This window comes from Pseudomarimonas salicorniae (genome assembly GCF_023156535.1).
GTDB lineage: Bacteria > Pseudomonadota > Gammaproteobacteria > Xanthomonadales > Xanthomonadaceae > Pseudomarimonas > Pseudomarimonas salicorniae.
In genome coordinates, this window is sequence record NZ_JALNMH010000005.1 from 30612 (window position 1) to 48436 (window position 17825).

Here is a 17825-nt window from a genome sequence, read left to right on the forward strand (position 1 = left end):
GCAATGCGGCACCTGCAGTCTGTCTGCCCCATCCCTAGAAATATTGGAGAGTGCGATGTCGATTGATTCCGTCCTCAAACTGGCCCAGGACAACAACGTCGAGTTCGTTGACCTGCGCTTTGCCGACGTCCGTGGCCTGCAGCACCACGTGACCTATCCGGCGCGCATCCTCGAGCCCGGCCTGTTCGAGGAAGGCAAGATGTTCGACGGCTCGTCGATCTCCGGCTGGAAGGGCATCAACGAGTCCGACATGGTGCTGATGCCGGATGCGGCCACCGCCTTCATCGACCCGTTCACCGCCGACCCGACTCTGGTCATGGTCTGCGACATCCTCGACCCGAACACCATGCAGAGCTACGAGCGCGACCCGCGCGGCGTGGCCAAGCGCGCCGAGGCCTATCTGAAGTCGACCGGCCTTGCCGACACCGCCTTCTTCGGCCCGGAACCCGAGTTCTTCATCTTCGACTCGGTGCGCCACAAGAACGACATGTCCGGTGCCTCGTTCGAGATCGAGAGCGAAGAAGCCCCCTGGTCCTCGAACAAGAAGTTCGACGGCGTCAACTCGGGCCATCGCCCGACCGTCAAGGGCGGCTACTTCCCGGTCGCGCCGATCGATTCGCTGAACGACCTGCGCGCCGAGATGTGCAAGATCCTCGAGCAGGTCGGCATCGAGGTCGAGGTGCACCACCATGAGGTGGCCGGCCCCGGCCAGTGCGAGATCGGCGCCAAGTTCAACACCCTGGTGCGCAAGGCCGACGAGCTGATGATGCTCAAGTACATCGTCAAGAACGTCGCCCACCGCAACGGCAAGACCGCGACCTTCATGCCCAAGCCCGTCGTCGGCGACAACGGCTCCGGCATGCACGTCCACCAGTCGCTGGCCAAGGGCGGCACCAACCTGTTCACCGGCGACGGCTACGGCGGCCTGTCGCAGATGGCACTGTGGTACATCGGCGGCGTCTTCAAGCACGCCCGCGCGATCAATGCGTTCAGCAACTCGACGACCAACAGCTACAAGCGCCTGGTGCCTGGCTTCGAGGCGCCGGTGATGCTGGCCTACTCGGCGCGCAACCGCTCGGCTTCCTGCCGCATCCCGTTCGTGTCAAACCCGAAGGCACGCCGCATCGAGATGCGCTTCCCGGATCCGATGAATTCGGGCTACCTGACCTTCACTGCGCTGATGATGGCCGGTCTCGACGGCATCCTGAACAAGATCGACCCGGGTGCGCCGGCCGAGAAGGACCTGTACGACCTGCCGCCCGAGGAAGAGAAGAACATCCCGACCGTCTGCCACTCGCTGGACCAGGCGCTGGAAGCGCTGGACCAGGACCGCGACTTCCTCAAGGCCGGCGGCGTGATGAGCGACGACTTCATCGACGGCTACATCGCACTGAAGATGCAGGAGGTCACCCGCTTCCGCGCGGCGACCCACCCGCTCGAGTACCAGATGTACTACAGCCTGTAAGCGCCACGCCGACCGCGGTCGGCCGGAAGGCTTGAAACACCCCGGGGGGGCCGCTCTCCCCGGGGTGTTTCGTTTCAGGGCCCCAATCCTTCCCGGCGGCGTGCACCGACCCGACATGTGCAGAGTCGATGCGTGCTTGGGGCGCGAAGCAGACCCTCCGCAATATCCGACTGTAGGAGCCAGCTTGCTGGCGATCGTCGCTTCCGGGGCACCTATCGCCAGCAAGCTGGCTCCTACACGCAAGGGCGCTGCCAGGTCCGGTTTGCGCCGCAAAGCAGACCTTGCCGCAGTCAAATTGTGGGAGTGCCCTTGGGCGCGACCGCAGCGCTACGCATTCACCGCAGACCGCGGCCAGAGCGGATTTCTGCGGTCGCGCCCAGGGGCGCTCCCACAGTCGGGCTTCGTTGGGCGTCGGCGAAGCCCCATAGGGTGTGCCTTGGCGCACCGATACGGGCGTTCCGACGGTATGCCCGGTGCGGCCAGCCGCACCCTATGAATGTCTTCTTCGCGCCCGAACCGGGCCTCCGGACACCGCGCTCGGTGCGACCGGGTGCGGGGCACGCAAGGCTTCGCGACCGCCCACCTGCCTGCGCCTGGCGGGGGCTGTGCTAGCCTCGAATTCTCCAGCGTCGAGGCGGATTGGGGGGCGAGGCGAGGTGCTGTCGATGAGCGATCCTTCCGTCGGACTGCAGGCGCTCGCCGGTCTCGTTGTGAGCGTGCTGGCAGCGTTCTCTGGTCTTGCCCTGCTCGACCCGCCGCCACCACAGTCCGCGCCCCGGCTCTGGGTTCGACGGGCCGGCTGTGCGCTGGCGCTGGCGGCCGCTGCCTGGGCTCCCTTTGCGCCGCTGTCGGCGGGCGTTCCGGCGCTGGGCTGGACTGTACTGCTCGCCGGCTCCGCTCTGGCCGCGGTCATGATCGACCAACGACCGGGCAGCAACGTGCTGCACGCCGCGGCCGCCCTGCCCTTCGCCCTTGGTACCTTGGGTCTGGCCCTGTCCCTGCCCGCCGGCACGCACCCGGCAGAGTGGTGGCCGGCAGCCGCGGTGCTGTTGCTGACCTGCGGAACTGGCTTCATGGTGGCGGCGCACTTCCGCCGGCGGCGAAGTGGCAGCCCGCTGCAGCTCGGCACGGCGGCTGCCGTGCTGGTGGGAACCGGCCTGTTTTGCGCGCAGCTGCTAATGGCGCCGACTCAAGACCCCGGCGCCGCGTCCGGTCTGCTCAGGCTGGCAATCGGCGCGCTGGCATTGGCGGTGTCCGTGCCGCTGGCGGCCCCTCGCTGGCTGGCCGCCCGCGACCAGCGCGGCGGACTGCGCCGCAGCAGCCGGACGGATCCGGTCTCCGGGCTGCCGGTGCTCGAGGTGGCTGCGGACAGCTTCCTGCGCGTGCTGCGCTTTGCGGTGGCCACGCGCAGCGCCTGTGCGCTGGTCGTCCTGCATTTCGAAGCGCTCGAGCGCGTCCTGTCGACCCAGGGCAAGTCCGAGCGCGACCGCCTGTATGCGGCAGCCGCCTGGCGGCTGCGCAGCGTCCGCCGTGACGAGGAGCTGATCGCGGCGATCGGCGACCAGCGCTTCCTGCTGGTGCTGCGGGTCGGCGGCGCGACCGAGGCCAGCGCGCGGGTGCGTCAGCTGATCGGGATGTTCGAGCAGCCCCTGGGCGAGGGCGAGGGTCGCGTGCGCCTGCGGCCGTCTGCGGGGCTCAGCCTGTGGCCGGATCACGGCGATGACTTCCAGCGTCTGCTGGCCAATGCCCTGCTTGCGCTGGAACGTTGCCCCCCGGGCGGGCTGCAGGTATTCCACGCCACACAGCGCGAGGAAAACGAGCACCGCATGCAGGTCGAGAACCGCCTGAGCCGCGCCCTGGGCGAAGGCGAGATCGGTCTGGTCATGCAGCCGATCGTCGACAGCCTCAGCGGTGACGTGCGCATGGTCGAGCTGCTGGCGCGATGGAACCACCCCACCCTGGGCAGCGTCTCGCCACGCCAGTTCATCCTGGTGGCGGAAAGCAGCGGCGCGATCGCGGAGTTCGACCGCTGGCTCTTGCGCGAAGCCCTGTCGACGACCAAGTGGCTGGACGCCGCGGGCTTTCCGCAGATCCGTGTCGCCCTGAACTGCTCGCCGCTGAATCTGGTGGATCCGGGCTTCCTGGATGACTTCGAGTGCGCGGTACTGGACAGCGGCGTCGACCCGGCGCGCCTCGAGGTCGAGGTGACCGAGGCAGCGCTGGCCGAAAGCGAAGGCGCGGCGGTCGCCGGCCTGATCCGGCTGCGCTCCTTGGGTGTCGGCCTGACCATCGATGATTTCGGCATCGGCCATTCATCCCTGGCCCGCCTGCGCGACCTGCCGGTGGACACCCTCAAGATCGACCAGAGCTTCATCCGCGACATGGACCATCCGAAGGGCGAGTTCCTGGTCAGCGGCATCCTGGGCCTGGCCCATGGCCTCGGCAAGGCGGTGATCGCCGAGGGCGTGGAAACCGCCTCGCAGTCCCGGGCCCTGGTCGACCTGGGCTGTGAGTACCTGCAGGGTTTCCTGATCAGCCGCCCACTCAGCTGGCGCGCCCTGCTCGACTTTCTCGGCGCCGAGACCGGCATCGCGCCGGACGATCCGGCCCTGCTGCGGGCGCGCTCGGATAGCGCCGAGGACGGCACCGGCTGATCGAGCGGATCAGCCCGGCGGGGCCTCGTCCAGCTGGGCCAGCAGGACCGCGGCCAGCTCGGCTGCGGCTTCATCGCGGGCTTCGCGATCGAAGCGGACGCTCGACAGCGACGACCACTCTGGATGGGCACGCGCGCGGCGCAGCGGCGCCGGCAGCGGCCTGCCGCGCCAGGCATCGCGGGCGTCGGCGGGCAGGGGCAGCGGGTCCTGCGCGGCATGGCCACGACTCTCCAGCGCCTGCGCCAGCTCCAGCAGGCGCAGGCCAAGCAGGCGCAGGACGGCGTCTTCCACGCTCAGCTCGCGCGTGCCGCGAAGCCTGGCCGCCATCCGCCGACCGAACTGGCGTGCCGCCTGCACCCCGCCCCCGGCCGCGGCGCCGAGCAGGGCGGCCGCGCCCAGGCTGATCCCGCCGACCGCAAGGTCGATGCCAAGCCCGGCGGCGGCGCCGGCCGCCGCCCCGCCGCCGACCCGGGTGCCGGCGGCGCGCAGGGCTTCTGGCGAGAACAGGTCGTGCTCCAAGCGCCCGTTCTCGACAGGCAGATCCACCGCATCGAGCGCATCGGGGTCGAACTGGTACAGGCGCAGCAGGGCGTCGAGGGCGCCGCGCTCCAGCGCGCGCACGGCATCCCCGAGTTCGCGCACGGCGGCGTCAACCGGCTCGCCGAGCGGCACCTCGCGGCGCGCCGCGGCGACCTCCAGCAAGCAGTCGGCCAGAAGGGCGCAGGCGCCGCGGCGGCGGCCGAGTCGCTCGGCCTCGCGGGCAGCCAGCAGGGCCTGCAGCCCCGGCCGCGCGCGCTCGACCACGGTGCCCAGGGCGGTGTAGAGGCGCGGCTCCGCCTCGCGCTCGGGGGCGACACTGTCGAAGCGCACCGAAGCGTGCAGCCCGGCACGGGCCAGCACCTCGCGCCAGGCGGCTTCTTCGCTGGAGGGTGCCCGGACGAAGTTGAACACCGGCAGCAGCGGCACCGCGCAGGCGGCCAGCAGCTGCAGCTCGTCGCGGTGCTTGGCCAGCACCCGGTCGCGGACGTCGATCACCAGCAGGCCGGCATCGCACTGGCGCAGCTGGCGCAGCACCTTGGCCTCCTGCTCGAAGCGGGCCACCGCCGGCCCGTCGGCGAGGAAGCGCTCGACCCGCCCCGCGGCATCCAGCCGGCCTTCTCCGCGGTAACCCTCAAGGTGTTCGAGCAGGGCGATCGGCTCCTCGAGGCCCGGCGTGTCGAAAAGCTCCAGCACCGGCCGGCCCTCGACCTGCATCACTGCACCCTCGACGTGGCGCGTGGTGCTCGGCTGCCGCGAGACCGTGCCGAAGCCGGCGTCGCGCAGCAGGGTGCGCAGCAGGGAGGTCTTGCCGACATTGGTATGGCCGACCACGGCGACCCGGATCGCCTGGCTCATGACGCCCCTCCGGACAGCCAGCGCGCCGCCGGCTCGGCGTCGACGAACAGCACGGCGCCGTCCAGCCCGCGACGCCCGGCGGCGTCGCGCCAGAGATCGCGGCGGCGGTCGCGGTCGGGCCCGGCCAGCAGCAGGGCCAGGGCACGACAGTGGCCGGCCAGCTCGCCGATGAAGCGCAGCGTGCCGCGGTCCGGCGACTGCGCGGCCTCGACCACCACCAGCAGCCGCTCGGCAGGCTGGTCGGTCAGCGCCTGCAGGGCAGCGGCGCGCTGCTCGCGGCTCTCGCATCGGCCGTGGTCGCGGGATGTGCCGGGCACCGGCGGCCAGGGCCAGTCGGCCGGCACGTCGAGCCCGATCACCGCCGCGCCCGCGCCGACTCCGCCCATCACCCATTGCTCCACCGAATCCCCGACCGAGTCGGCATCGACGACGCCAAGCCGCGTGCTGCGCGGTGCCAGCCGGCGCTGCAGCACCGCGTAGTAGGGCTGCTGCCAGGGCAGCTGCAGCCGCTGCACCGCGCGCTGCAGGCGCCAGCGGCACACGATCAGGGCGACAAGGCGGGGCAGGATCCCGTAGACGACCAGTCCGCCGACCAGCCAGAACGACCAGCTCCGGCGGGCAAGATCGGAGGCCACCGGCCCCTCGCCGCTGGCCGCGACCAGGCCCGCATCGGGCTGCGGCAAGCCGACCAGCCCGGGCAGCCAGGCCAGGGTCATCACCAGGCTCTCGAACCAGGCCGCGGGCAGGATGGTGGTCTCCCAGGTGAAACCGTAGCGGCGCAGCGAAAGCGCCAGCAGCAGGCCGAGCAGGGCACCGGCCAGCGCCGACAGCCAGAGCAGATGACTGAGCACCGACAGCGCCCAGCGACCGGCACCGCTCTGGCGCAGCCCGTCCCAAAGCGCCTCGATGGCGGCGCGATCGGGAACGAGGCCGGGGATGCGCTGTCCGAGGGCTGCGAGGCTGCGGCCCGACCAGGGCGCGCCGCCGCCCATCGACAAGCCGGCCAGCCACAGAGCGAGCATCACCAGATGGGGCCCGAGCAGGGCCAGCCAAGTCCAGATCACGTTGACCGGGCGCTCACCCGGCCCGAGCAGGGTGAACACGCCGGCGCCGCCAGCCAGCGCGATCAGGGCGCAGACCGCCCCCAGCGCCCAGCGGGCGCGACGCAGGGCGGGCGCCAGCTGGCCGGCGCGCTCGCCGAGCCGCGCCTGCGCGCGAAGCAGCACCCGCTGCTCGGCGTCGGCCCCCTCCTTGCGCCAGTGGGCCAGCTGCTCCGGCGGATCAGGCTGGGGCTCCTCGCCCTCCCGGCGACGCTCCCAGCCGATCAGCCATAGCGCTTGCCAGCGCGGCAGCGCAGCGCTCATCGCAGCGCCCAGGTTTGCGGCCCGGAAAGGCTTTGCCGGCGGCAGCGGCACGGTAGATGCAGGTTGTCGGGGAGGAGGCCCATGCCGGGCACGATAGCAAGCCGCCGGCCGGGGCCCAATGACCTGCAAATGCCCTACCATGGTGCATCATGAACGCCGATACGCACCCCATTGATGCATTGTCGACACCCATCCTGTCCGTGGACGGGCAGGGACGGATCAAGTCTGTGAATCCCGCCGCGGCCAGCTGGCTGGGCCTCGGCCTGCGCCGCCTGCTGGGGCATCCGCTGTCCCGCATCGCCTCCTCCGAGCAGGACCTCGACGCCCTCTGCGAGCGCGCCCGCTCGACGCCGTCCGGCCTTCGCGTGCAGCGGTTGAGGCTGCAGCCGGGGGAGCTGGAACCGCGCTTTGCCCACGTGCTGGTCACCGCCCTGGAGCAGCCCGAGGGCGGGGTGCGCTTCGAATTCCATCCGGTCGACGAGTTCCCGGGCGACGACCCCGCGGTTCTGCTGCCGACCGCGCTGAACGTCGCGCTCAAGGGGCTGGCCCACGAGGTCAAGAACCCGCTGGCCGGGCTGAAGGGCGCGGCACAGCTGCTGCGCAGACGCCTGCAGGACACTGATTCCGAGCGCTATCTGGATGTGATCGTGGCCGAGACCGAGCGCCTGTCGGCACTTGTGCAGCGGCTTCTGGAGCCGGCGCCCCCGAGCCCGCTCGCGGCCACCAACGTGCACACGGTGCTCGAGCGCGTGCGCCTGCTGGCCGAAGCCGAGGCCGGCTGGGCGGTGCGCCTGGTCCGCGACTATGACCCCTCGCTTCCCGAGATTCCGGCCGACGCCGACCGCCTCACCCAGGCGGTCCTGAACCTGGTGCGCAATGCCCTGCAGGCCGATGCCGGCGAGGTCCGACTGCGCACGCGTGCCGACACCGGCGTGGTGATCGGCGACGTGGTGCACCGGCTCGCCCTGCGCATCGAGATCGTCGACGACGGCTGCGGCGTCCCCGAGGGCCTGGCCGAACAGATCTTCCTGCCCCTGGTCAGCGGCCGCGCCGAGGGCACTGGCCTCGGTCTTGCATTGGCTCAACAGGTGGCCCGTGAACACGGCGGCTCGCTGAGCTACCGCTCGCGGCGCGGGCATACGGTGTTCACCTTGCTGCTGCCGGCGACGATGCCGCCGGCAGCAGCGTGATTGGTGATTAGTGATTCGTCCAGAGCGGGGTAACTGCATGTCCACAGCGATCGGCCCTTTTTTTGCTTGCCAGCGGCGCCCGGTGCAGCTGCGACATACCGGCCGACCGGCTGTTGCGAATCACCCATCACGACCGAGCGTAGCGAAGGCGCAGCGGCCACAGGCCGCGTTGCCGCTCAGCGGCCGAATCACGAATCACGGCGCTGCGCGGAGCGCAGCGAATGGCTGACATCTGGGTCATCGACGACGACCGATCGGTGCGCTTCGTGCTGGCCGAAGGGCTGCGCGAGGCGGGGTACAGCGTGCGGGAGTTCGAGGGCGCGCGCAGCGCGCTGGCGGCGCTGGCCAGCGGTACGCCGTCGCTGGTCTTCACCGACGTTCGCATGCCCGAGATGGACGGCCTGCAGCTGCTCGACACGCTGAAGTCGCGGCGGGCCGACCTGCCGGTAGTCGTGATGAGCGCCTACACCGACATCGCCAGCACCGCCGGCGCATTCAAGGGAGGCGCCCACGACTTTCTGAGCAAGCCGTTCGATCTCGACAAGGCAGTCGAGCTGGCGACCCGGGCGCTGGAGCCGCGCCGGCGCGAGGCGCCACCGGCCGAAACCGCCACGGGAAGCGAACCCGAGCTGCTCGGTGAGGCTCCGGCCATGCGCGAGCTGTTCCGCGCCATCGGCCGGCTATCGCAGGCGCCGCTCGCGGTGCTGATCACCGGCGAGACCGGCACCGGCAAGGAGCTGGTCGCCCGTGCGCTGCACGCGCATTCTCCGCGCGCCTCACAACCCTTCGTTGCGCTGAACACCGCGGCCATCCCCTCCGAGCTGCTGGAATCGGAGCTGTTCGGCCACGAGGCCGGCGCCTTCACCGGGGCCCAGCGCCGCCACACCGGGCGCTTCGAGCAGGCCGACGGCGGCACCCTGTTCCTCGACGAGATCGGCGACATGCCGCTGCCGCTGCAGACGCGGCTGCTGCGCGTGCTGGCCGAGGGCGAGTTCTTCCGGGTCGGTGGCCGCGAGCTGATCCGGGTCGATGTAAGGGTGATCGCCGCCACCCACCAGGACCTCGAATCCCTGGTCGCCCAGGGCCGCTTTCGCGCCGACCTGCTGCACCGGCTCGACGTGGTACGCCTGCGCATGCCCCCGCTGCGCGAGCGCCGCGAGGATATCCCGGCCCTGGCGGTGCGCTTCCTCGGCCAGGCCACCGCCCAGCTCGCCAGCAGCGTCAAACGCTTCGAGAAATCGGCTATCGCCCGACTGCAGGCCCACGACTGGCCCGGCAACGTGCGCGAGCTGGAAAACCTGTGCTGGCGGCTGGCCGCGCTGGCCCCCGGCGAAACCATCCAGGCCGGCGACCTGCAGCAGGCGCTCGGCCAGACCAGCGCCAGCTACGCCGCCAGCAGCGCCCAGGGCGAGGTCGACGACTGGGAAAGCAGCCTGCGCCGCTGGGCCGCGCGCGAGCTGGCGAGCGGCGCCAACGGACTCTACGAGACGGCCCACCAGCGCTTCGAGCAGATCCTCATGCAGACCGCGCTTGACGCCACCGGCGGCCACCGCCAGCTGGCCGCCAAGCGCCTCGGCCTTGGCCGCAATACGCTGACCCGCAAGCTGGGCTCATCAAGGCAGCGGCGCGGCGGCTGAGCACCCGACCGCGCGATGGCGCGATGGCGCGATGGCGCGAGGTGCGATTCGGGCGCGAAGCGGACCTTCCGCAGAACCCGGATGTAGGAGCCAGCTTGCTGGCGATCGTCGCTTCCGGGGCACCTATCGCCAGCAAGCTGGCTCCTACACGCAAGGGCGCTGCCAGGTCCGGTCTGCGCCGCCAAGCAGACCTTGCCGCAGTCAAATTGTGGGAGCGCCCTTGGGCGCGACCGCAGCGCTACGGATTCACCACAGACCTCGGCCAGAGCGGATTTCCGCGGTCGCGCCCAAGGACGCTCCCACAGTCGGGCTTCGTTGGGCGTCAGCGAGCCCCATAGGGTGTGCCTTGGCGCACCGATACGGGCGTTCGGACGCTACGCCCGGTGCGGCCAGCCGCACCCTATGAATGTCTGCATCGCGCCCGACACGGGCGCCCACCGCCGATTGGCTCGCTCCCGGCTCGCAGACCGGTGGCGGGCGATACGCGCCTGGCGCGCCTCGAAACCGTCGCGCAGGATCACGACGGGCAGGCCCAAGCCCCGGCCCTCGCACTCGGCGGCCGCCGCATCGTGGTCGGCGAGGCGCACGGCGATGTTGGGCGCGGCGCGGTGTCCTCGGCGGAATGGGCATCGATCCGTGCGTGCTCCAGGCGCGGCGTGGCGCTGGCGTTGAGCGCCGCGTTGACGATCACGTGGTCGAGAATCTGCGCATCGCCGGAGAACACGAAGCTGTAGCGCTTGCCCGGCGGCTAGCAGACCTTTCCTGAAAGGCTCGCTAAAGCTGAACAGGAAGTCCGCCCGGAGGCGCCTTTCGAACGCAGGTCACTCTTTGGTCCAGGTTGAACGCGGCCGGTAAGGGCCGGCCGCGTTCCCTCCTGCTCAGCTCCGGCGTCGGATGTGGCGCAGGGCCAGCAGGCCGGTCAGCAGGACCAGCAGCCCCAGACCCCACGGGGAGCCCACGGGAATCTGTGTCGGCACACCGATCAGCACCAGCACCGGGACCTCGTCCTGGTCGTCCTCGCCCTCGTTGTCGTTGTCGGGCGTGGAGTCGATGTCGGTCGGCGTGCCACCCAGGTCGTCCTCGGCCCGGGTGATCTCGGCCCGGTTGAGGAAGCGACCCGCCGCGCCGCCGAGGACGCGCATCGAGATCGCCAGTTCTACCGACTGACCCGGCAGCAGCGGGCCGGGGATCACCCGCCGGGCAAGGCGATTCGTGGCATCCACCGTCCAGTCGCTGTCCAGGACCTGGAAGCCGGCCGGGTAGCGATCGGTCACCTCGATGTCGGTGGCCGGCACCGTACCCTGGTTGCTGATCCGGATCCGGTACTCGACGGTCGCGCCGGGCAGCACCTCGGCCCGCTGGCCGGGAGCCAGCTCCTTCACCAGATCCAGATCGAAGAAGTACAGCAGGCCGAAATCGACGGTCGGATTGGTGTCGCTGTTCGGCGGGCCCGGCTCGCTCTCGGCGATCAGGGTGACCGGCGGGGCGCGAGTGACCGCGCCGTCATCGAAGCCGTTGTCATCGTCATCGACGTCGTTGTCCGGGTCGACGCCCGTGGCACAGGCCCCGGTGTTGGAGAAGGGCAGGCCTGAGCCGGTCGAGCCGATGTAGCGCTCCGGGCGCTGCACGACCACCAGGTAGTCGTCCGGCAGCAGGTCGACGAACAGGTAGTTGCCGTTGAGGTCGGTGACCGTGCTGCCGACCGCGGGGCCGTCCGGCTGGCCGTTGCGGTCGCTGTCGAGGAACAGGTCGACCGGGATGCCGGACAGGCCCGGTTCGCCGATGTCGACGCGGCAGTTGTTGTTGCGGTCCTCCCAGACCAGGTTGCCGAGCTCCAGCGCGCCATTGCCGGTGGTGCCGATCAGGTAGTCCTCGACCTCGCCGTCGCTGGCCTCGCCATCCGGGCTGCAGGTCGGGTCCGTGCTGATCCGGAAGCGCGCGTAGGGCGTGAGGTCGGCCCCCACCGGCACCAGGCCGAAGTTCATGGTCAGCAGGGCGCCCACGCTGCCGTCCGGGACGCTGCTCTGTGCCGACTCGCTCTCGTCGAGGAAGTCGCCATCGGCGTTCCAGTCGATGAATCCGCACAGCTGGGCGGTGGAACCCGTGGTGTTGCTGGCGACCACGTCGACCCGGGCCGGGCTGCCCAGTTCGTAGGCGGCCATGAAGGTCACGCCATCCTCGTCGTCGTTGGCGACGTCGTCGCCGGTAGCGTTGACGTTGGGCTGGCCGTCGGGCTCCTCGTCGACCCGGGCGCCGAGGAACAGCTGGTCAACGATCACGTGGCGCGGCCCACCGTCGGCGCGGGTGGTGCGGTAGTTGTCAGGACCGATGCCGACCGAAGGATCCGGCAGGTCACCCAGGTCGAAGACCCGTACCCGGACCGGATAGTCCTCGACCTCGCCGTCCGGCTCGACGCCCCGCGCGGTGGCCGCGGTGCAGGTGCCGGCAAGCGTGCTCAGGCGGAAGCGGGCAAAGCTGTCGCGGCGCGCCGCGTCGGGCACGTTGAAGGGCAGGATGAACTCGACGTCGTTGCTGCCGTCCGGCACGGGCACCTGGCTGACCTCGCCGGTGTCGGCGAAGTCGCCGTCGGCATTGAAGTCGACATAGCCACACAGCCGCGCGGGCACACCGGTGCCATTGGTGACGCGCACCCGGATGTTGGCGGAGAGACCGGCGACCAGATTGCTGTCGCCCAGGTCGGCGATCAGCACCGCGTCCTCGTCGTCGCTGCTTGCGAGGTCATCGCCGTCGGCACCGCTGCCCGGCTGGCCGTCGGCCTCGTCGTCGATCAGCGTGCCCAGCCGCAGGTTGGGTCGCAGCGGGTGCCGTGCACCGTTGCTCGCACGCAGCGTGCCATAGCTGTCCGGCAGGTCGCCAAGGTCGCTGAGCTCGACGATCGACACCGCGTAGTCCTCGACCTCGCCGTTGGGCGCGTCGCCGGTCGGCACGCAGGTCCCGGCGGTGTCGGTGCTGATGCGGAAGCGGGCGTAGGTGCTGCTGGCGGCGCCGACCAGCGGCGGCGCGAAGGTGAGCTGCAGCGACTGGCTGCCGGCCACGGCCGGAACTGCGACCTCGGCACTCTCCCCGGCATCGTCGAAGTCGCCGTCGGCGTTGTAGTCGATGAAGCCGCAGATCCGCGCGGCAGTGCCGGTTTCATTTCTCGCGGTGACGTCGATCACCGGCGGCACGTTGACCTGCAGGCTGAGGTCGGCGACATCGATGCCGTCCTCGTCGTCACCCACGGCGGCGTCGTCTCCATCGGCCAGCACGCTCGGCGCGCCGTCGATCTCGTTGTCGACGCCGGCGCCGAGGAACAGATTCGGCGCCGCCGGGAAACCCGGCGCGATCAGGTGGCGCGCGCCGCCGCTGGCCACCAGGGTGCCGTAGACGTCGGGCAGGTCGCCAAGTTCATAGGCATTGATGGTGACCGCGTAGTCCTCGACCTCGCCGCTGAAGCGCACTCCGTTCGGCGAGCAGCTCGCCGCGCCCCCGCCATCCACATCGATGCGGAAGCGGGCATACGTATTGCGCGAGGCCAGCAGCGGCACGCTGAAGCTCAGCGTACGCTGGGCATTGTTGGTGCCCGTGTTGACCGACAAGGAGGCCGTCTCGCCGATGTCGTCCAGCACGCCGTTGCCGTTGAAGTCGATGAAGCCGCAGACAATGGCGGTGGATCCGCTGGTGTTGGTGACGTTGAAGCGCACATTGGCCACGCTGCCGGCGACCATGGTCAGGTCGGAGACGGTGAAGCCGTCCTCATCATCCGGCTGGCCGCCCGGCGCCGTGTCGTCACCATTGGCGGCGATGGACGGGCGACCATCCTGGTCGTGGTCGTTCTGAGATCCGAAGCGGACCGAACTGAGGATGACATGAGCCGGGCCGCCGTTTGCGGTGAGTGTCTCGTAGTCGCCCGTGGCAACGCCTGCCCCAGCGTCCGGCAGGTCGCCGCGGTCGATGGCGACGATCACCGCAGCATAGTCCTCGACCTCACCGCTGGCGCTCGGACCGTTGGCAAAGGCCGCACTGCAGGTGCCGCTATCGAGGCTGAGGCGGAAACGCACGTAGGTCGGCTCGATGAAGGGCCCCGGATACGGCACGCTCCCCCAGTCCACATTGACGAGACTGCCACCGGCACCGGTTCCACTGGGCACGATCACGGCCGGGGCGCGCTCCAGCACGCCACTGACCGTGTCATTGAAATCGCCGTCGGCATTCCAGTCGGCGTAGGCACACAAGCGCGCATCGCTGCCCGTGTCGTTCACCACGCGCAGCTCCACCACGGCCGGCTCGCCGCGGAAGAACTCCAGCTGGGATGGCGTGGTGACGCCGTCCTCATCGTCGGGCACGCCGCTGGTGTCGTCCCCGTTGGCGCTGGAATTGGGCTGCCCGTCGAGCTCGGCATCGACCGAGGCGCCGAGGTACAGGTTCGGGACGATGATGTGGCTCGGCCCGTTGTCCGACAGCAGGGTGCGGTAGTTTCCGGTGGTGTCGCCGTTGCCGGTATCCGGCAGGTCACCGAGGTCCTCGATGGCCGCGCCGCCGCCATTGGAGAAACCGAAATCGGCCGAGAAGTTCGACATGCGATCCGGCCAGGTATCGGTGCCGGCGCCGTTGTTCGGGTCGTCATCGGCATTGCCCGAGTTGCTGTGCGTGCGTTCGTTGGTCGGCTCGTTCGCGCTGGGATCACCCACCGCCCAGTTGGGTGCGGATACATAGCCCGTGCCGCCGCCGCACACCGTCACCGCCCCCGGGCTGGCATTGTTGTCGTTGTCGACGCGGTTGTTCGGATCGCGGGCGTTGTTGGTCGACACCTGTAGACCTGCCAGCGGCGCCTGCAGATCGGGGATCGCGATGTAGTAGCGGGTATCCCGGGCCAGCTCGTCGAATCGGTACTTGCCGGCACGGCCGCCGAGGGTGACCGTCCCCGTGGTATCGACCGTGGTGTCCCCGGCGCTCGGACCTGCCGTGCCGTCATCATCCAGGCACAGGCGCAGGGCCACGCCGTCGATGCCCGGCTCGCCCTGGTCATGGTCGCCATCGTTATTGATGTCGCGCCAGACCAGATTGCCGACGCGGTAGCGCTCGGGAAGGATCACACCGACCTTGACCGGCTCGGCGGTGGGCAGCAGGTTGATCGGGTCGAGCGCAGCGCCGGTCACCGCACGGTAGGCGCGGTGGGCGAAGGAGCCGTAGGCCGGGTTGAATACCGTGGTGCTGCCGACCACCGAAGGCAGAGCATCGCCGGATACCGGCTGCTGCTGGTAGGCCGGCGCCTGCATCGGGATCTCGAACACCGCGGTCTGCAGCACGCCCCAGTTGGTGGTGTCCGAGCCGTTCGGGTCGGTAAAGGCATAGATGCGGATCGCACGCACAGCGGGGAAGCCGCCCAGTGCCGTGGGATCGCTGTTCCAGTCGTTGGTGCAGCTGCCCTGCCAGCCGGTCTGGTCGTCATCATCGGAGACCTCGCGCCGGCAAGGGTTGGTGGACGCCGAGTATTCGACCACGAAGTTGCCGGCGATCGGCGCGGTGGTCTGGGCCCCGTTGAGCACCGGCGCGCCGGTCAGCACCGGGCGGAACCGCGTGTTGCGGGTGACCGTCGACTGCGGCTCACCAACGCCGGTGTCGCCAATGAACGGGAACACGTCGTAGATGACGTAGTTGTCGAAGGCCACGTTGCCGGCGTTCTGCACGCGGATGCGATAGGTGAAGGCGCCGCCGAAGTCGGTGCGGGCCACGCAGGGAAACCGGGTGTAGGGATTCGCATCGACCGCGGTACCGAACTCGGTCGAGTAAACCGGGCAGTCGGCGTTGGCGGTGACCGGCAGCTCGATCGGGTCATCGACGATCTCGTCCGCGGGGTTCTCGAAAGGGCCCGGCCCGCTGACCCATTTGGTGCCATCGAGCACGGCGGCCTGGACGATGTTGAAGCCGAGATCGCGCTGGCAGCGCAGCTCGGCGGTATCGGTGTCATTGTCGAGGTCGTCGGTGTCAGCGGCCTGGGTGCCGGCACAGGTGGCCGGCGCGGAGCCGTTCTCGAATACCGCTACCCGATTGCTGTAGCTGCCGTCGGCAGTGCCGGCGCGGATGCGCGTTCGCAGCTCGATCAGCGGCATCTGTGCCGCATTGCGGGGGAAACTGCCGGTGTAGCGGATCCGGACAAGGGTCTGGTCGGTGACGGCATTGAAGTCCTCGATCACCTCGATCACCGGAACCGGGCTACCGGGCTGGACAACGGTGGGCGTGCCGATCAGCTCCAGCTGCGGAGGCAGCAGGTCGGTGATCACCGGATCAACGATGGCGCCGGTCGAGTCACCGACCGCGTGGTTCACACCGATCCGATAGACGATCTCGTCCAGCGGACGCAGCGGCGAGGGCGCGCTGAACACGGTCTTCACCGGGTCGAGGCCAGGCCTGGGTTCTTCGATGCGCTGCGTGCGGCAGGTGTTCGAGGTCTGCGCGCCGCCGGCGTTCCAGTTGAACTGCAGGCAGTTTTCCACCGTGGTCGCGGCAGGCAGGGCCGGCGGGGTGATCGTGCTCGGCACCGGCTGGGTGATCGTCGGCGAGCTGGTGAAGGCAAAGTCGCGTGGCACTTCGTTTGCCGGCGTGCCGCCGGCCAGGTTCTCGAAGCGCCAGCAGATGCCGGTCGAATCGACGGGAATGCTGCCGCCGCTGATCGTGGTGCTGTTGTTGCCGGGCGCGTCAAAGGCCACCTGGACCCAGTCGGCGGGATTGCCACAGTCGCTGGTCGGCGCCGGCACGCTGTCGGTGACGAAGACGTCGGCCACCACGTCATACAGCGGGGCGCCGCCAACCCAGTTGCCGAGGGTGAAGCTGGCAACCTGCAGCCGGGTCGGCGAACCAGGCAGCACGTCGTCGGGCAGGATGTCGAAGACCTGCACGTCCTGCAGCCCGACGTTGGACTCGTAGCTGCCGCCAAGCCGCCAGTTGATCCGGCCGATGCCCTGATCGTCGGGGGTATCACTGGGCGTGGCGTCGTTGCCGGTCTTGCTCAGCGAAACAATCGACTGCGGACCGCCGCGGGTGCCGTTGGTTTCGCCGAAGCACTGCGGGTTATCGGTGTCGCCCGGCGGCGGTACCCCAAGGCCGGCCTCGGAGCAGTACTGGTCGTCGGGCGTGCGCACATGGGCGCGATCCTGGGCCGGGGCCACGCCGGCCGGCAGGTCGTAGGTGACGAAGAAGGTGAAGCAGGATGGCTGCGACAGCGAGCTGCCGGCCGGATACAAGCGGTCAATCTCCAGCCGCTCTTGTGGAATGGTCCACGTGATCCGGTTGCCGCTGATCGACTCGGTGATCGCGGGACTTCCGGCGGGAACGGTCGTGCGCGGGTTGCTGGCAATCGCCGGCAGGTCGTCGTACAGGGTCGCGCCCGGCAGCGCTACGAGGTCCACGCCGGACGTGGCGCAGAACTGCACGCGGTCGGTGACGAAGGTCGCCTGGTCGGAGATGAGCAGGGAGGCGATCGGATCAACGCGCACCTTGCTGATCGAATAGTTGCGCAGCGCGGCGGCGCGGATGTTGATGGGCGGGCTGCTGGCGGTGACCGGCAGCGGCTGGTTGCCGACGTTGTTGGTAAAGGTCGCAGTCACCGTATTGATCACGCCGTTGGTCGGCGGGGCACTGGGCCGGACCCGGGCATTGATGAAGCCCTCGCCGGTGACGCCCGAATTGATCAGGTTGCGTGTCGCGCTGAAGGCGTTGCCGCCCACCGGGCAGCTGACGGTGGAAAAGGCCGGGAAATCGCAGCTGACGATCTCCAGCTCCGCCGGCAGGCTGTCATTGAGAGTCAGGCTGCCGCAGTTCGGCTGCGATACGCCGTTGCAGGCATAGGTGATGCGGTAGCGCACGTCGGAACCGGGCGGCACCGTGGCGTTCGCCGCCGGGCTCACCAGCTGCTTGCCCAGGGTGACGTTGGGGTCCTGCGCCTGGGCAAGGCCCGTGGCGCACAGCGAAAGCAACAAAAGGGCGGCCCGGGCGAGCGCGCCCTTCGATTCGTAGGTCATGCGGAACTCCCCGGCGTAGAACGGACGCCGGGCGCGAACGCGCCCGGCGCCGGCCCGAGTGTAGCCGGCCGAGACGTCGGCCTCGTGTCATGAGGCCGA

The 17825-nt window shown here is 69.8% G+C and carries 8 protein-coding genes; 5 read left to right on the forward strand and 3 right to left on the reverse strand.

The window, feature by feature from the left end:
* Positions 1–55 precede the first annotated feature (55 nt).
* Positions 56–1465, forward strand: a complete 1410-nt coding sequence (gene glnA / locus M0G41_RS07075) for a type I glutamate--ammonia ligase (protein WP_248206976.1) — start codon at positions 56–58, stop codon at positions 1463–1465.
* Positions 1466–2130: 665 nt separating this feature from the next.
* Positions 2131–4119, forward strand: coding sequence for a bifunctional diguanylate cyclase/phosphodiesterase (locus M0G41_RS07080; RefSeq protein ID WP_248206979.1), 1989 nt, complete (start codon positions 2131–2133; stop codon positions 4117–4119).
* Between the two features lie 9 nt (positions 4120–4128).
* Here the strand turns inward: M0G41_RS07080 and M0G41_RS07085 are convergent, their stop codons facing one another.
* Positions 4129–5514, reverse strand: coding sequence for a GTPase/DUF3482 domain-containing protein (locus M0G41_RS07085; RefSeq protein ID WP_248206980.1), 1386 nt, complete (start codon positions 5512–5514; stop codon positions 4129–4131).
* Complete coding sequence (locus tag M0G41_RS07090; protein WP_248206982.1) at positions 5511–6878, reverse strand: DUF2868 domain-containing protein; 1368 nt, start codon at positions 6876–6878, stop codon at positions 5511–5513. Before M0G41_RS07090 ends, M0G41_RS07085 begins: the two co-directional genes overlap by 4 nt.
* 149 nt (positions 6879–7027) lie before the next feature.
* Between M0G41_RS07090 and M0G41_RS07095 the strand changes: the two genes are divergently transcribed.
* The 3 genes from M0G41_RS07095 to M0G41_RS07105 all read left to right on the forward strand — a co-directional run bounded on the left by M0G41_RS07095 (position 7028) and on the right by M0G41_RS07105 (position 10439).
* Positions 7028–8068: a two-component system sensor histidine kinase NtrB gene (locus M0G41_RS07095; RefSeq protein WP_248206984.1), complete on the forward strand. Its 1041-nt coding sequence runs from the start codon at positions 7028–7030 to the stop codon at positions 8066–8068.
* A 221-nt stretch (positions 8069–8289) separates the two neighbouring features.
* A complete protein-coding gene (gene ntrC / locus M0G41_RS07100; protein WP_248206986.1) occupies positions 8290–9705 on the forward strand; it encodes a nitrogen regulation protein NR(I) in 1416 nt (471 codons plus the stop codon).
* A gap of 470 nt (positions 9706–10175) precedes the next feature.
* Positions 10176–10439: a hypothetical protein gene (locus M0G41_RS07105; RefSeq protein ID WP_248206987.1), complete on the forward strand. Its 264-nt coding sequence runs from the start codon at positions 10176–10178 to the stop codon at positions 10437–10439.
* A gap of 144 nt (positions 10440–10583) precedes the next feature.
* Here M0G41_RS07105 and M0G41_RS07110 read toward each other — a convergent pair whose 3' ends face one another.
* On the reverse strand, positions 10584–17726 hold the full coding sequence (locus tag M0G41_RS07110; protein ID WP_248206990.1) for a GEVED domain-containing protein: 7143 nt from the start codon (positions 17724–17726) through the stop codon (positions 10584–10586).
* Positions 17727–17825 lie beyond the last annotated feature (99 nt).

What these genes read in the sequence shown, in the direction of transcription:
- glnA (WP_248206976.1), top strand. Translation starts at nt 56, where the DNA reads ATGTCGATTGATTCCGTCCTCAAACTGGCCCAGGACAACAACGTCGAG.
- M0G41_RS07080 (WP_248206979.1), top strand. Translation starts at nt 2,131, where the DNA reads ATGAGCGATCCTTCCGTCGGACTGCAGGCGCTCGCCGGTCTCGTTGTG.
- M0G41_RS07085 (WP_248206980.1), bottom strand. Translation starts at nt 5,514, where the DNA reads ATGAGCCAGGCGATCCGGGTCGCCGTGGTCGGCCATACCAATGTCGGC.
- M0G41_RS07090 (WP_248206982.1), bottom strand. Translation starts at nt 6,878, where the DNA reads ATGAGCGCTGCGCTGCCGCGCTGGCAAGCGCTATGGCTGATCGGCTGG.
- M0G41_RS07095 (WP_248206984.1), top strand. Translation starts at nt 7,028, where the DNA reads ATGAACGCCGATACGCACCCCATTGATGCATTGTCGACACCCATCCTG.
- ntrC (WP_248206986.1), top strand. Translation starts at nt 8,290, where the DNA reads ATGGCTGACATCTGGGTCATCGACGACGACCGATCGGTGCGCTTCGTG.
- M0G41_RS07110 (WP_248206990.1), bottom strand. Translation starts at nt 17,726, where the DNA reads ATGACCTACGAATCGAAGGGCGCGCTCGCCCGGGCCGCCCTTTTGTTG.